Origin of the sequence: Catenuloplanes indicus (assembly GCF_030813715.1) — a bacterium.
In the GTDB taxonomy this organism is placed as follows: Bacteria; Actinomycetota; Actinomycetes; order Mycobacteriales; family Micromonosporaceae; genus Catenuloplanes; species Catenuloplanes indicus.
Genome location: NZ_JAUSUZ010000001.1, coordinates 7,820,902 through 7,835,891, shown reverse-complemented (window position 1 = coordinate 7,835,891; position 14,990 = coordinate 7,820,902). Strand labels below are relative to the sequence as shown.

Below are 14,990 nucleotides of genomic sequence, written 5' to 3'. Positions count from 1 at the left end.
GGACGCGATCGCGCTCGCGGTGCGCGCCGGGCAGGCCGACGGCTCGATCACCCGGGAGCAGAGCCCGGCGGACCTGGCCTGGACGATCTCCGGGCTGATCGCGGGCATCCGGGTCAACGCGCAGGCGGGCGCGCGCCGGCCGCCACGCTGCGCGCCACCGCCACGATCGGACTCCGGGCGCTGCGCCCCTGACGGCATTTTCTGCGCTGATTTTGTCCTCCAGAATCCAGAACTGGGGAGGGCTCATGATCGAGTTTTCGGCCGGACGGGCCGCGGGCGGCGACCACGCCGGCGAGCAGGCGGTGCAGGAGCGGGCCGGCGAGGGCGGGCCCGGGCGCGGTTCGCCGATGTTCGGGGCGGAGATCCCGCTCGGGTTCGTCCCGTTCCTGCGCGCCCAGCACATGCTGATCGCCGGGGCCGCGAACGGCCACGGCGCGCTCTGGTCCACGGTCCTCACCGGACGGCCCGGGTTCGTGCAGGCGGCCGACGAGCGGACCATCGCGGTCGACGCGCTGCCCGCGCCCGGCGACCCGCTGCACGGCGCCGGATCCGGGTCGGCGGCGTGGCCCGGCAGGACGGGGAACGGCTGATCGTGCGCACCGAGCAGGTGCTCGGCAACTGCCCGAAGCACCCGGGTCAATCCGCCCGTGGCCGGGCGTTCCTGAGGCGGATGCCGCTGAAGCCGAGGGAGGAGGCGGTGACCGCGTCCCAGAACGGCCACAGCGTGGGCAGGACGCGCAGCTGGATACCGGCCTCGTCGTGCAGCGCGAACAGGTCGCCGACCGGCTCGGGCGGGCCGAGCGGGGTGACCGGCTCGCGGGCGGCGTGCGCGTGCGGCTCCGGGTCACCGATCGGGGTGAACCGGTCCGCCGGGAGGCGGTACGCGTAGAGGTGGACCGTGCGGATCGCCTCCAGCCAGCCGTACTCGATCGCGTGCACCCGCGTGCCGCCGCCCGGGCCGAGGATCCGGTCCCGGTCGTCGCCGGTGGTGCCGGCTATCAGCCAGGCCATGGCACGCGGACACTGGCGGGGGAACCAGTAGTCCGGTGCCCGGTCGTGATCGACGGCCCAGACCAGCGGCTCGGTCCGGGTACTGGTCGCGGCGACGTGCGGCACGAAACGGGCGATGCCGGGGTCCTCGGAGAAGTGCAGGACCTGGCCGGGTTCGGGACGCATCCCCCGATTCAATCGCGAGCGCTTTTCCGCCCGTCGCGGGGCCGTTGCCGGAGCGCGGGGTGTCGCGTTTGCTTCGTCGTCAGGCGTTCGGATCGTCAGGCGTTCGGATCGTCCGGGTCATCCGGGTCGTCCGGCGTTCGGAAGCCGTTGCGGAAGGCGGAGCAGCACGTGGACGTGATGAGCGGTCCGGGGATCGACACCCCCGCCGGATACACCGGCACCCATCGGATCGGCTCCGGCGGCGGCGCCACCGTCTATCGGGCCTGGGACGAGCGCGCCGCGCGCTGGGTCGCGCTGAAACTCTTCCACCGGTACGTGCGGAGCGAGGCGGCCGTGCTCGCGTTCCAGGACGCGTGCGTGGCGATCGGGCGGCTCGGCGGGCACCCGTCGATCGCGGCCGTGTACGCGGTCGGCGTCACCCCGACCGGCCGCGCCTGGCAGGCGATGCGGCTCGCCGAGGGTGGCACGCTCGGCGAGGCGCTGCTGCGTACCGGCCCGGTCGACCAGGCGTGGGTGCTGGCCGCCGGCGTACGGCTGGCGGACGCGCTCACCTACGCACACGGGCTCGGCGTGCCGCACGGCGCGGTCCGGCTGTCCAACGTGCTCCTCGACCTGGACGGCAACCCGATGCTGTCCGACTTCCGCGTCGGATCGGCGGACGCATCCCGCACCGAGGACGTCTCCGCGCTCGGCGAGGTCCTGTTCGCACTGCTCACCGGCACGGTGCCGCAACCCGGCTTCGGCGTGCGAGCGGGTCTGGCGACCGCCGGCGTGCAGGCCGTACCGGGACTGGCCGACGTGCTCGGCGCGGCGCTGGGCGTACCGTCGGCGATCGAGGCCGGGTCGGCGCGCGCGTTCGCGGCGCGGCTGCGCGAGGTGCAGGCAGCGGCCGGCTACCCGGTGTCCGCACCGGACACGTGGCAGGAGCCACCGTCGGTGGTCCCGGGCGCGAGGCGGACGCCCGATTCCGCGGGGACGCCGTCGTCCGCGCCGGCGGACACGTCGGCCGGTTCTCCGGCGGGGCCGGCCGGCGGTTCGCCGCCCGGCTCCCCGGCGGGTCCGTCCGCCGGGGAGCCGGCGGGGTCATCGGCCGGCACGCCGGCGGGATCGTCGGCCGGCACGCCGGCGGGCGATGACGGCGGTGCGCGGCCGCCGGCGGCGTCCAGGGCGGAGCGTGGATCGGTCTTCGGGATCGGGCGGCAGCGCCGCCGGTGGGGTGCGGCCGCGATTCCCGATGCCGGGTCCGGCTCTCCCGCGCGTTCCGGCGAGGCGGGCACGGCACAGAACCCCTCCGGCGGTACGGACGGGGAGCGCCCGAATCGGCACCGGCCGGGCGGCCGGGCGGGTTCGCACGGCACCGCCGAGGCGCGGACCGGTGCCACGGATGTCACCTCGACGGCTGATTCCGCGACCGGTGCGGCAAGGCCGGCGCCGCCGGTCGTCAGCGACAGCGTGCCGGGCCTCGCGGGCGGCACGACCGCGAGCGGCACGACCGCGAGCGGCCGGGGCCCCACGACGGATCGCGCGGGTGCGGTTGATTCCGTGAACAACGGCACGGCAGCGGACGACCGCGTGCGAAACGGTGACGACGCTATCGAGGCCGACTCGGCCGGCGTTGCGGCGGACCACTTCCCCATGATCAACGCCACGCGTGCGGGCGACGGCGGCGGCGCGGGCCGCGACGGCGCGATCGGAGCAAGAGCGATCGACGCCGGCACAGGCGCGGACAGCACAGGCTCCACCAACACCGGCGAAGGGGACGGTGGCGCGAGTAGCGCGACCAACCAAGACGCGGGCAGCACGGGCAGTCCCGGCAGCGCGGGCAGCGCCGGTATCGCGGGCAGTGCCAGCGCCGGTATCGCCAGCGACGCAGGCAGCGCCAGCAGTACCAGCAGTACCAGCAGTACCAGCAGTACCAGCAGTGCCAGCAGTGCCAGCAGTGCCAGCAGTGCCAGCAGTGCCAGCAGTGCCAGCAACGCAAGCGTCACAGGCACCGCCGGTACTGCGGGCAGCGCCGGTATCGCGGCCGATCCGGGGGCGAGCGGCACCGGCACCGGCGGCGCCAACGCGGGCGGGAGCAGCGCACACGCGAGCGTCGCGAGTGCCGGCGACGCACGCGCGGGCGGCACCGGCGCAACCGGGATGACCGGCGCCGGTGGCGCGAACTCGATCAGCACGGGCGCGAGTGGCGCGCAGAGGACCAGCTCAAGCGACCCTGGTGATGTCGACGCGGACGCGAGTGCCGAAGGCGCGGACACAAGCGACGCGGGCACGAGCGATGAGCCCGGGACGATGGCCGGCCCGCTCCCGGGCGGCTCGTTCGGCGACGGCCCGGGGTCCGGTGCGATCGACGAAGACCTTCCTCCGGCCGGTGAGGCGCCGGGCGGCCTTTCCGTGGGTGAGCCGGCGCCGGTGTCCTCGCCGGGCGGTGAAGCCGCCGCGAAGGCCGAGCCGGCCGGCAAGGATGCCGAGAGGGCGGACCCGGGCGGCAAGAACGCCGACAAAACGGCACCGGCCGGCCAGGACGCCGCGATGACCGAACCGGACGGCCCGAACGCCGGAAGACCCGAACCGGCCGGCAAGAACGCCGGGAAGGCCCCGCCGACCGGGCTGGAGCTGATGCACCGCCGGAATGCGCGGCGGCGGCGGATCACGGTGGCCGCGCTCGCCACCGGTGCGTTGATGATCGGTGTCGCCGCCGTGCCGGCCACCCGGACGCTGCTGGTGGACAATCTGGAACCGGCCGTGCCGCCGACTCCGGCCGCGCCCGCTTCCGGGGCGGGTGGGCCGGTGGCCGCTCCCCCGCGGCCGGCCCGGATGACGCCGCCGGACGGTGTCACCGACGGTCTCGCGCTGTGGTGGCCGGCGGATGTCGGTACCGGGCGTACGCTGGTGGACGGCTCCGGTGGGGGCAACGGCGCGCTGCTCTCGCCGATCACCGGCTGGGCACCGGCCGGGCATGACGGGTCCGGGCACGCGGTGCAGCTGTCCGCGTCCACCTCGGACAGCTATGCCGCGTCGGTGCGTCCGGCGGTCCGTACCGATCAGAGTTTTTCGGTCATGGCCTGGGTCTTCATCAACGACCGGCGCGGCAACCGGGGCATTCTCTCCCAGCCGGGGACGACGACCAGCGGGTTCGTCGTGCGGTACGACCGGGTGACGGACACCTGGCGGGCGCTGTTCCCGCGGACCGACTCGCGCGGGCCGGACGTCGACATGGTCACGTCGACGTCCACGCCGCGGCTGCGGACGTGGACGCATCTGGCGGTGACGTACGACGCGGCGACCGGGCGGGTCACGTTGTTCGTCGACGGTACGGCCGAGGACACGGTCGGCCGGCCGGTGCGCTGGAACGCGTCCGGGCCGCTGCTGGCCGGGCGCGCGCTGGTCGACGGCGCCTGGACGGACCGGTTCGGCGGCGCGATCGACGACATCCGCGCCTACGACCGGCCGCTCACCCCGGCGGAGATCACTACGATCGCTCGACGGTGACCACGATCTTGCCGGTGGGGTGGCCCCGGGCGAGATAGCCGACGGCCGCCGCGGCCTCGGTGAGCGGGAACGTCCGGTCGATCACCGGGGTGAGCCGCCCCGCCTCGACCAGCCGGTTGATCTCCTCCAGACCGGCCGCGCGTTCGTGGCCGGCCACCGGGCGCAGGCGCCGGCGGCCGAACAGGCCGGCCAGCGGGGCGCGCAGCTGGCGGGTGAAGCCGCCGAGGAAGCCGGGTGCGTCGTGGCCGCCGCCGGCCAGCAGGACCGTGCCGGTCGGCGTCAGCGCGCGGCGGAGCAGCGGGAACGGCCGGCAGCCGGCGGTGTCCAGGATGACGTCGTGCACCGGGCCGTGGCTGTCGATCTCCGCGCGGGTGTAGTCGATGACGCGGTCCGCGCCGAGCGACTCCATCAGCGGTGCTTTGCCGGGGCCGCAGACCGCGGTGACGTGTGCGCCGGCGGCGACCGCGAGCTGGACCGCGAACGCACCGATGCCGCCGCCCGCCCCGATGATCATTATTCGGCGGCCGGTGAGCGGGCCGGCGGCGCGGATCGCGTCCAGCGCGGTCTGGCCGGAGACCGGGATCGCCGCGGCCTCGGTGAACGACAGCCGCGCGGGCTTGCGGGCCAGCCGGCGCACCGGCGCCACGGTGAACTCCGCGAACGAGCCGCGGCCGCTGGTGCCGTAGACCTCGTCACCGGCCGTGAACGCGGTGACGCCGGGACCGGCCGCGACGACGACACCGGCCAGGTCCCGGCCGCGAACCGGTTGCCGGGGGCGGCGCACGCCGAACGCCAGGCGCGCGGCGGGTGGGCGGCCGGTGATCAGGATCCACACGCCCGGGTCGACGGCGGCGGCGTGGACCTCGACCAGCACCTCGCCGCGGCCGGGCGTGGGACGGGGCAGGTCGGCCGGTTGCAGGACGGCGGACGGATCCCCGTACCGTCGATTGATCATGGCTCTCATGTGGGCTCTCCCGGTGACGAGGGGTACTGGAAGACGTCCTCGAGCGGCACGCCGAAGACGTGGGCGATCTGGAAGGCCATCTCCAGCGAGGGCGAGTAGCGGCCCTGCTCGATCGCGATGACGGTCTGGCGGGTGACGCCGATCCGGCGGGCCAGGTCGGCCTGGGTCATCTCACCGGCGGCGAAGCGGAGCGCGCGGATGCTGTTCGTCACCCGTGTCGGCTTCACCACGGCATGCCCGTGCGGTAGAGGATCACCTTGGTGACGCCGCCGAGCACGGCGGAGAGCACGAAGCACAGGTAGATGACGTTGGCGATCCAGAAGTGGTCCCAGCCGGCGATCGCCATCAGCATGCCGGCGACCGCGCCGATGACCACGAACGACTGTGCGGTGTGGTCGCCGAACCGGCCGATCTCCCGGTCGCGCACGTCGATCTCACGGGAGCGGCCGCCGAGGAACGTCTCGGCGAGCACGCTCGCGGCTATCGCGCCGCCGACGGACAGCAGCAGCACGCCACCGTACGGCACGTCGGTGAGCGGGCCACCGGCCGCGCGCGCCGCGACGACCACGGCGTACGCCGCGTAGGCGAGCACCGCGACGACGAGCCTGATCCAGGCGCGTCTCTCCTCCAGCGTCATGACGGACTCCCGGCTGCCGGTGATGTACAGAATCTTTGACATCACCAAGGTAAAGGAAGCCGGACATCATGTCTAGAAAGTTTTACATCGGCAGCGCGGCCACGGTCTCCTGGAGCGCGCGCAGCAGCGCGGCCGCCAGCGGACGAACCCGCCGGGCCGGGGTGGCCACGCCCACGTACCTGACCGGGCCCGGCTGCCGCAACGGCACCACGGCCAGCCCGCCGCGATCGCCGGCCAGCGCGACCTGCGGGACCAGGCTGACGCCGATGCCGGCCCGGACGAGCGACTGGGCGAAGACGTAGTCGGTGCCGCGGCACGCGATGACCGGCTCGAATCCGGCCAGCGCCGCATGGTGCCCGAGGATGTCGTCAAGCTCGACGCAGCCGAGGATCCACCGCTCGGCCGACAACTCGCCGAGCGCGACCTCGTCCCGGTCGCCGAGCGGGTGCCCGGCCGGCAGCACCGCCCACAGCGGGTCGTCCAGCAACGGCGTCCAGGACAGGCCGGGGCGGTCCGGTGGCGGGCCGTCCAGGTGGTACGCGATGGCCAGGTCCGCCACGCCCGCGCTGACCTGCGGCAGGCTCTGCTCGGTGTCGTTCTCCATCACGGTGAACAGCACGTCCGGATGGTGCTCGGAGAACCGGCCCAGCGCGGCCGGGAGCAGCCGCTGACCGCCGCTGGTGAACGTGGCGACCGACAGGTGCCGGTCCGTGTCACCGGCGAGTTTGCGCACGTCGCGGGTGGCCCGGTCGAGCTCGGCGGTGACCGTGTCCGCCGTCTCGGCCAGGATCCGGCCGGCCTCGGTGAGCCGCACGCCGCGCGTGCTGCGCTCGACCACGGCGGCGCCGACCGCGCGCTCCAGCGCCGCCACGTGCTGGGACACGGCGGACGCGGTCATCCGCAGCGCGGCCGCGGCCTGGTTGAAGCTGCCGTGCCGCGCGACCTCCCGCAGCACCCGGAGCCGGTTGATGTCGATCATAAGCATCCCTTAAAACGACCCCAGAAAATCATCACTACAACTTACAACGGTACGGCGTAAGACTGCTCCCGTGAACAGACGAGCCTGGATCCTCTTCCTCACCGCGTCCCTGCTCTGGGGCATGCCGTACCTGCTGATCAAGGTCGCTATCGAGGACCTGTCGCCGCTGGCCGTGGTCTTCGGCCGGCTCGCCGTCGCGGCGCTGGTGCTGCTGCCGCTCGCAGCCGCCCGCGGCACACTCGGCGCGCTGCGCGGCCGGCTGCCGATCGTGGCCGCGATCGCGCTGGTGCACATCGTCGGGCCGTTCCTCCTCATCACGTACGGCGAGGTGCACATCAGCTCCTCGATGACCGGCTTGCTGATCGCGATCGAGCCGGCCGTGATCGCGCTGCTGATGCTGCGCAGCGAGCCGCTGGGCCCGGCCCGGGTGGCCGGCCTGGGTCTCGGCTTCGCCGGCGTCGCGGTGCTGGTCGGCGCGGACCTGTCCGGCGACCGGCTGGGCCTGCTCGGCGCCGGCATGGTGCTGCTGGCCACGCTCGGCTACGCGGTCGCCACCATGCTGGTGCAGCGGCACGCCGCCGACGTGCCACCGGTCGCGCTGACCGCCGGCACCACCACGATCAGCTCGCTGGTGCTGCTGCCGTTCGCTCTGTTCGCGCTGCCGGCCGGCCCGGTCCGGCCGGTGTCCTGGGCCGCGCTGATCGCGCTCGGCGTGCTCTGCACCGCGGTCGCGCTGCTGGCCTTCTACGGCCTGATCGCCCAGATCGGCGCGGCCCGCGCCGGGCTGGTCACCTACGTCAACCCGGTGGTGGCGGTGCTGCTCGGCGTGGCGCTGCTGGGCGAGCCGGTCGGCACCGGGACGATCGCCGGGTTCGCGCTGATCGCCACCGGCTGCTGGCTCTCCACCCGCTCGCCGCGCCGCGACGCGCCCGCCGCGACTCCGCGCCGCGACGAGACCACGGAGACGGTCGCGGCCGTCACGGCGGCCCGCAGCGCCGCCTGAACCGGCGTCACCCCCGCCCGGCACGACGGCGTGCGGGAGCGCGGCCACGTGCGGGAGCCTGGTGGCACGCGGGAGCGCAGCGGCGCGGCGGTTCAGGCGCGCGGTGCCGGGTGCAGGGTGAGTGTGAAGATGCTGCCGGTGGGGTGGTTGTCGCGGTGGGCGACGGAGCCGCCGTTCGCCTCCGCGAGGCTGGCCACGATGTGCAGGCCGAGGCCGTGGCCGGTGGCGGTGACGTCCGCGGCGCGGGTGTAGCGCTCGAAGAGGTGGGCGCGCAGCGTCGCCGGCACGCCGGGGCCGGAGTCGTGGACGCCGATCTCCACCGTCTCCGCCCCGGCCACGGCCGTGACGAGCGTGGCGCCGCCGCCGTACTTCGCCGCGTTGGACAGGAAGTTGACCACGATCTGCTGCAGGTGGGCCGGGTTGGCCAGGACCACGATCCCGGGCGGGCAGGAGATCGGCACCGTCATGTCGGCGGCGCGGACCGCGTCGGCCAGCGCGGTGGCGAGCAGCACCGGCTCGCGGCGGGTCTCCAGACGGTCGGCGTCGAGCGCGCACATGGCGAGCACGTTGTGGCGCAGCTCGTCGATCCGGCGGGCGCCGCGCAGGATCCGGTCCATCGCGGCCTGCTGGCGCGGGGCCAGCGGGGAGTCGGTGAGCACCTCGCCGTACCCGATGATGGTGGCCAGGGGTGTGCCGATGTCGTGCGAGAGCATGCCCATCAGGTCGAGCTTGAGCAGGTTGGCCTGCTCCAGCTGACGGTTGCGGTCGGTGAGCGCGGCCAGCGCGGCGTCGCGTTCGCGCTGTGCGTGCAGTTGCGCGGTGATGTCCTGGACGACGGCCTGCAGGTGCAGCGGGGTGCCGTCGTGATCGCGGACCATCCGGACCGCGACGCGCACGTCGACCGGGTGTCCGTGCACGTCCAGCAGCCGTTTCACCCGCTCGTAGGAGGCGAAGTCGGCGCCGTTCAGCCCGGCCCGTCTGCGGGCGTCCTCCTCGCGGTCCTCGGGGTGGGTGACGTCGGCGATGTGCCGGCCGGCCACCTCCGGTGGCGTCAGCCCGAGCATCGCGGCGAACGCGCTGTTCGCATGCATGATCGTGCCACCGGCGTCCATGATCAGCTGACCGATCGTGGACTGGTGGAACTGCGTGCGGAACTGCCGCTCGGTGACCTGCAGCGCGCGCTCGGCGTGCCGGCGTTCGGTGATGTCCGCGTTCGTCTCGATGATCTCGGCGGCGCCGTCCGGGCCGGCCCGCAGGGTCTGCCGGCTCAGTTCGACCAGCTCGGTGCCGTCCGCGCGCCGGTGGATCAGCTCGCCGTGCCAGGCGCCGTGCTCGGTGAGCGCGCGCTCGACCTGTTCCCGGCCGGCCGGGAACTCGGTGGCCAGCAGCCGGTGGATGTTGCGGCCGAGTACCGCGGTCGCGGGCCAGCCGTACGTCTCCTCCGCGCCCCGGTTCCACGAGCGGATCGTGCCGTCCCGGTCCCGGACGATGATCGCGGCGGGCGCGGCGTCGATCAGCTCGGCCTGCCGGCGCAGCAGGTCCTCGGCCGCCCGCCGCTCGCTGATGTCGCGCAGGAACCCGTGGAACCGGCCGGCCGTGACCTGCAGCGTCAGCTCGATCGGGAAGCGGCGGCCGCAGCGGTGCAGCGCGGGCAGTTCGATGCGCCGGCCGGCCAGCGTGGAGACGCCGGTGGCGCGCACCCGGGCCAGGCCGGCGTCGTGCGCGGCGCGGTGCTCGGGCGGGATGATCAGGCCGGTGAGTTCGCGGCCGATCGCCTCCGCGCGGGTCCAGCCGAACAGGTTCTCCGCCGCGTGGTTCCACTCCAGCACGACGCCGTCCGGGCCGATGCTGACGAACGCGTCGTGCGCCACGTCCAGCACCGCCTTGAACGCGGTGGCCGAGCGCTCCGCGTCGTGCGCGGCCCGGTCCAGCGCGATCTCCGACTCGACCGCGGCGGTCAGGTCCTCCAGCACGGCCAGCTCGGTGCCGGTCCAGGCGCGCGGCACCGAGTCGATCGCGCAGAACGCGCCGAGCGTCTCGCCCGCGACCCGGATCGGCATGCCCGCGTACGCGATCACGCCCAGTTCCGGGACCGCCGGGTTGTCGCTGACCCGCGGGTCGGTACGGGCGTCCGTGACGATCATCGGTGCGTCGTCCGCGACCACGTGCCGGCAGAACGAGTGGGACAGCGGCGTCTCACCGAGCGCCATCCCGGTCCGGCCGGGGAACACCTGGCGGTCCGCGGTGACCAGCGAGACCAGCGTGGTAGGCACGCCGAGCAGCCGGGACGCGAGCCCGGTCAGCCGGTCCAGGCCGGGCACGTCGCGCCGGCCGGTCAGCCCGGTCGCGGCGACCGCGGCCAGCCGCTCCGGCCGCTCGACCCGGTCCGTGACCTTCACGGCAACGCCCGGGGCAGCGTCACGCGCACGGTGGTCCCCTCGTCCGGCTCGCTCTCGATCGTGATCGTGCCGCGATGCGCGTCGACGATCGCCTTGACGATGGTCAGGCCCACGCCGGAACCCTGGGTGGCCAGCAGGTCCGAGGTGCTGCTGCGGTGGAACCGGTCGAACAGGAACGGCAGGTCGGCCTGCGGGATGCCGACGCCGGTGTCCATCACGGTCAGCACCGGCTCGTCGTCGCCGCTGGTCACGACCGCGATCCGGCCGCCCTCCGGAGTGAACTTGATCGCGTTGAACAGCAGGTGGCTGAACGCCTGGGACAGCCGCCGCGGGTCGCCGGAGATCGCGATCGGCGTGCCGGTGTGCTCGACCACGGTGATGCGCTTGTGCTCGGCCAGCGGCCGGGACGCGGCCACCACCTGGAACGCCAGCTCGGACAGGTCCGCCGAGGTGCTCTCCAGCTCCAGCCCGTCCTCGTGCATGCGGGCGACCAGCAGCAGGTCGTCGATGAGCCGCAGCAGCCGGTCCGCGTTGCGCTGCATGACCGCGTGGAAGCGGCGGGCCGTGTCCGGGTCGGCACCGTCGTCCAGCAGCACCTCCAGATAACCCCGGATCAACGACAGCGGGGTACGGAGTTCGTGGCTCACGCTGGCCAGGAACGAGTCCTTGAGCCGGTCCAGCTCGCGCAGGCGGTCGGCGGCGTCCAGCACACGGGCCGCGTACCGGCGCAGTTCCAGGTGCGCGGCGGCGTGCCGGGCCAGCGAGCGCAGCGCGCGGCGCTGGTCGGCGGTCAGCTCGCGCGGCCGGTGGTCCATCACGCAGACCGTGCCGATCGCGTGCCCGTCCTGCATCATCAGCGGCGCGCCCGCGTAGAACCGGACGCCCTGCTCGGTGACCAGCGGGTTGTCCGCGAAACGCGCGTCGCCGGCGGTGTCGTCGACCTCAAGCATGGTGCGGGCGGCCACCGCGTGGGCGCACATGGACACGTCCCGGCCGGTCTGCGGCAGGTCCGTGCCGATCCTGGCCTTGAACCACTGCCGGTCCGCGTCGACCAGGCTGACCAGCGCGATCGGCGTGCCGCAGATCTCGGAGGCGAGCACGGCGATGTCGTCGAACTCGGCCTCCGGCGGCGTGTCGAGGATCGCCGTCTCGCGCAGGGCCGCCACCCGCTGCGGCTCGTCGACGGGCACCGGAGCCTTCACAGCAAACATGATCCCAGCCGGTACGGCCCCGGACCGGCGTTTCGTGAAAGGCTCGGGGACATGCACGCCCACTGTTCGTTCTGCGGCGCCGCGTTCGCGCCGGACGCGCCGTGGCCCCGGCGCTGTGCCGCCTGCGGCAACGTCACCTACCGCAATCCGGCCCCGGTCGCGGTCGCGGTGCAGCCGGCCGGCGACGGGCTGCTGGTGGTGCGCCGCGGCATCCCGCCCGCGTACGGCCGGCCCGCGCTGCCCGGCGGCTACATCGACGTGGGCGAGAGCTGGCAGGCCGCGGTGGTGCGCGAGCTGCGCGAGGAGACCGGCGTGGACGCGGACCCGGCCACGGTCACGCTGTTCGACGTGCACAGCGCGCCGGACGGCACCCTGCTCGTCTTCGGCCTGCTGCCACCGATCGGGGTGGCGCCCGCCGCGTTCGCGAACGACGAGTCCCTCGGCCACTACGTGCTGGACGGCCCGGCCGAGCTCGGCTTCCCGCTGCACACGCTCGTGGCGGACCGCTTCTTCGCGGGTGTGCGCCGCGCCGACTAGTTGATCATTCGGTAGGCTGCGCACCGATGCGCACGAAGCAACGCTTGACCGAGGACATTCACCGGGACCGGCGAGCGGTGCTGGTGGTCAACACGCACTCCCGGCGCGGCCGGCTGCTCTACGAGGGCGCCCGCACCCGGCTGCTGGCGGCCGGGTTCGACCTGATCGCGTCGTACCCGGTGGACAAGCCCAAGCACCTGGAGCGGACGCTGATCACCGCGCGGGAGTCCGGCGCGGACCTGGTGGTGGCCGGTGGCGGGGACGGCACGATCAGCACGGCCGCACGGATGATGGCGCACCGGGAGAACGCGCTCGGTCTGCTGCCGCTCGGTACCACGAACAACTTCGCCCGCACGGTACGGGTGCCGATCGATCTCGACGAGGCGATCCGCACGCTGGCCGAGGGCAAGGTGGTCGACGTCGACCTGGGCCTGGCCGGGGACATGCCGTTCACCAACCACGTCGGCGTCGGGCTGTCCGCGGCCGTGATGCACGCGGCACCGCCGCCGCTGAAGCGGCTCGCCGGGCGCTGGGCGTACCCGCTGACCGGTGCGCTGCTCCTGATGCGGCACCGGCCGATGCGCGTGCGCGTACGCGCGGAGGGCGTGCAGCACGAGTTCCGCACGCACCAGCTCTACGTGGCGAACGGCGGCTTCCACGCCGGGCGGCCGATCACGAAGGACACGGACGCGGACGACCGGCTCCTGGTGGCGTACCCGGTGGGTGGCCGGGGGAGGTTCGGGCTGGTGCGGGAGACGCTGCGGAACGCCTCGATCGGGCATCGGCGCACGCTCGACGACGACGTGTTCCTGCCGGTCGGGGAACTGTGGGTGGAGACGGACCGGCCCGCGCCGGTCGAGGTGGACGGCGAGCCGCGCGGCCGCACCCCGATGCGGATCGGCCTGGACGCGAACGCGTTGCGCGTGATGGCCCCGGCCGACACCGTCGACCGCTGAGACCGTTTCAGGGCCGGAGTATCAACTTCCCCGCGGTGGTACGGGCGAGCAGCGCGCGGTGTGCGTCCGCGGCCCGGTCGAGCGGGTACTCGCCGCCGTTGAGCGCGCGCAGCGAGCCGTCCGCGATCGCGCCGAGCAGCTCGCCGATCGCCTTCGTGTAGAGGTCCGGGCGGCGGCGGATCACGTGGATCAGCCAGAAGCCGATCACGCTGCGGCCCGCGCGCATCAGCGCGGCCGGGACGACCGGTGCCGGCGGCGTCCGGCCGGCCATGCCGAAGTGCACCAGCCGCCCGAGCGGGGCCAGCGCGCGCAGGCTCTCGCCGAAGACCGCGCCGCCGGTCATCTCCAGCACCACGTCGACCTTCCGGCCGCCGTTCGCCTCGATCAGCGCGTCCCGCAGCGCGTCCGGCGCGGGGTCGACGGCCACGTCCGCGCCCAGCTCGCGGGCGATCGCGCGCTTCTCCGCGGTGGACGCGGTCGCGATGATCCGGCCGGCGCCGGCCCGACGGGCCAGCTGGATCGCCTGCGAGCCGGTGCCGCCCGCGCCCGCGTGCACCACCACCGACTCGCCCGGTTCCAGGCGCGCGGCCTGGTGCAGCAGCAGGTACGCGGTGGATCCCTGGACCAGCGTGCCGAGCGCGGCCGCGTCGTCGACCGCGTCCGGCACCGGGATCAGCCGGTCCGGGCGGGCGGCGACCTTCTCCGCGTACGCGCCGGAGCCGACCATGGTGGCGTAGCGGCGGCCGTCCGGGCCGCGCACGATCGCCTCGCCGCCCGGGATCAGCGGCAGCTCCTGTCTCGCCAGATAGGAGTCATCGGTCTGGTGGGTGTCGGCGTAGTTGACACCGGCCGCGAGCACGTCCAGCACGACCTCGCCGTCACCGGGCACCGGGTCCGGCACCTCGGAGACGGTCAGCAGCTCCGGGCCGCCGAACTCGGTGATCTGGATCGCGCGCACGGGCGTACCCCCTGATTTCTGTCCTCCGCCGGATTATCCGCTATCACACGGACGGTAGGCCGAAACCGATATATCCACAATCATCTGTGCGCTGGATAGCGTCGAGACACCGTTCGCCACTCGATTGCGAGGTTCCGTGATGGTCCTGCGAAGACTGTCCGCGCTGTGCGCCGCGTTCGCGTTACTGCTCGGCGGCATGCTGGTCGCGGCACACCCGGCCCAGGCCGCCCAGGCGGCCGTGCGCGTCCTCTACTACGACGCCAGCGCGGCGCAGGAGTTCGTGTCCGTCGTACACCAGGGCGCGCAGATCTGGAACGCGCGCGTCACCAACGTGCAGCTGCAGCCGGTCACCGCCGGGCGCACACCGAACATCCGGGTCTACGCGGACAACGGCTGGCCGCGCGCGTACGTCAACTCGCTCGGCAACGGCCGCTGGTACATGGGCCGCGAGGCGACCGGCCAGGGCTACTACCAGCCGCGGATCGCCGCGCACGAGTTCGGCCACCTGCTCGGACTGCCGGACCGTCGCACCGGGCTGTGCACCGACCTCATGTCCGGCTCCAGCGCGCCGGTCTCCTGCCGCAACCCGAACCCGAACAGCACGGAGATCGCGCAGGTCAACGCCGCGTTCGCGGGCTCGCTGGCCACGGCCGGCAGGTACGTCTGGAAGTGACGCTC

The 14,990-nt window shown here is 73.9% G+C and carries 14 protein-coding genes; 6 read left to right on the top strand and 8 right to left on the bottom strand.

Annotated elements, in window-relative coordinates; all coding sequences use genetic code 11:
- Positions 1 to 245: 245 nt before the first annotated feature.
- Entirely contained in the window at positions 246 to 590 is a 345-nt protein-coding gene (locus J2S42_RS34980) for a hypothetical protein (RefSeq protein ID WP_307246214.1), read from the top strand.
- A gap of 46 nt (positions 591 to 636) precedes the next feature.
- Here the strand turns inward: J2S42_RS34980 and J2S42_RS34975 are convergent, their stop codons facing one another.
- Entirely contained in the window at positions 637 to 1,176 is a 540-nt protein-coding gene (locus J2S42_RS34975) for a DUF6886 family protein (protein ID WP_307246212.1), read from the bottom strand.
- A 177-nt stretch (positions 1,177 to 1,353) separates the two neighbouring features.
- Between J2S42_RS34975 and J2S42_RS34970 the strand changes: the two genes are divergently transcribed.
- Positions 1,354 to 4,668, top strand: a complete 3,315-nt coding sequence (locus tag J2S42_RS34970; RefSeq protein ID WP_307249207.1) for a LamG-like jellyroll fold domain-containing protein — start codon at positions 1,354 to 1,356, stop codon at positions 4,666 to 4,668.
- Here the strand turns inward: J2S42_RS34970 and J2S42_RS34965 are convergent.
- Genes J2S42_RS34965 through J2S42_RS34950 form a run of 4 tightly spaced genes read right to left on the bottom strand, consistent with a single transcriptional unit; the run spans position 4,649 to position 7,248 of the window.
- The gene (locus J2S42_RS34965) at positions 4,649 to 5,632 is read right to left on the bottom strand and encodes an NAD(P)-dependent alcohol dehydrogenase (RefSeq protein WP_307246211.1); all 984 of its coding nucleotides are present in this window, start codon (positions 5,630 to 5,632) and stop codon (positions 4,649 to 4,651) included. The genes J2S42_RS34970 and J2S42_RS34965 overlap by 20 nt on opposite strands.
- The gene (locus J2S42_RS34960; RefSeq protein WP_370879320.1) at positions 5,629 to 5,862 is read right to left on the bottom strand and encodes a helix-turn-helix transcriptional regulator; all 234 of its coding nucleotides are present in this window, start codon (positions 5,860 to 5,862) and stop codon (positions 5,629 to 5,631) included. The genes J2S42_RS34965 and J2S42_RS34960 overlap by 4 nt, the downstream gene beginning before the upstream one ends.
- A complete protein-coding gene (locus tag J2S42_RS34955; protein WP_307246209.1) occupies positions 5,856 to 6,311 on the bottom strand; it encodes a hypothetical protein in 456 nt (151 codons plus the stop codon). Before J2S42_RS34955 ends, J2S42_RS34960 begins: the two co-directional genes overlap by 7 nt.
- Positions 6,312 to 6,351: 40 nt before the next feature.
- A complete protein-coding gene (locus tag J2S42_RS34950) occupies positions 6,352 to 7,248 on the bottom strand; it encodes a LysR family transcriptional regulator (protein WP_307246206.1) in 897 nt (298 codons plus the stop codon).
- A gap of 70 nt (positions 7,249 to 7,318) precedes the next feature.
- Between J2S42_RS34950 and J2S42_RS34945 the strand changes: the two genes are divergently transcribed.
- A complete protein-coding gene (locus tag J2S42_RS34945) occupies positions 7,319 to 8,251 on the top strand; it encodes a DMT family transporter (protein WP_307246205.1) in 933 nt (310 codons plus the stop codon).
- Between the two features lie 92 nt (positions 8,252 to 8,343).
- Here J2S42_RS34945 and J2S42_RS34940 read toward each other — a convergent pair whose 3' ends face one another.
- On the bottom strand, positions 8,344 to 10,650 hold the full coding sequence (locus tag J2S42_RS34940; RefSeq protein WP_307246203.1) for a PAS domain S-box protein: 2,307 nt from the start codon (positions 10,648 to 10,650) through the stop codon (positions 8,344 to 8,346).
- On the bottom strand, positions 10,647 to 11,852 hold the full coding sequence (locus J2S42_RS34935; protein WP_307246201.1) for a GAF domain-containing sensor histidine kinase: 1,206 nt from the start codon (positions 11,850 to 11,852) through the stop codon (positions 10,647 to 10,649). Before J2S42_RS34935 ends, J2S42_RS34940 begins: the two co-directional genes overlap by 4 nt.
- A gap of 60 nt (positions 11,853 to 11,912) precedes the next feature.
- On the opposite strand from J2S42_RS34935, the gene J2S42_RS34930 reads away from it, so the two are divergent.
- Entirely contained in the window at positions 11,913 to 12,398 is a 486-nt protein-coding gene (locus J2S42_RS34930; RefSeq protein WP_307246200.1) for an NUDIX domain-containing protein, read from the top strand.
- Positions 12,399 to 12,424: 26 nt separating this feature from the next.
- A complete protein-coding gene (locus J2S42_RS34925) occupies positions 12,425 to 13,354 on the top strand; it encodes a diacylglycerol/lipid kinase family protein (RefSeq protein WP_307246198.1) in 930 nt (309 codons plus the stop codon).
- Positions 13,355 to 13,361: 7 nt separating this feature from the next.
- Here J2S42_RS34925 and J2S42_RS34920 read toward each other — a convergent pair whose 3' ends face one another.
- Positions 13,362 to 14,312 carry an NADPH:quinone oxidoreductase family protein gene (locus tag J2S42_RS34920; protein ID WP_307246196.1) on the bottom strand — a complete coding sequence of 317 codons (951 nt, stop codon included), beginning with the start codon at positions 14,310 to 14,312 and terminating at the stop codon, positions 13,362 to 13,364.
- 139 nt (positions 14,313 to 14,451) lie between these two features.
- Between J2S42_RS34920 and J2S42_RS34915 the strand changes: the two genes are divergently transcribed.
- On the top strand, positions 14,452 to 14,985 hold the full coding sequence (locus J2S42_RS34915) for a snapalysin family zinc-dependent metalloprotease (RefSeq protein WP_307246194.1): 534 nt from the start codon (positions 14,452 to 14,454) through the stop codon (positions 14,983 to 14,985).
- Positions 14,986 to 14,990 lie beyond the last annotated feature (5 nt).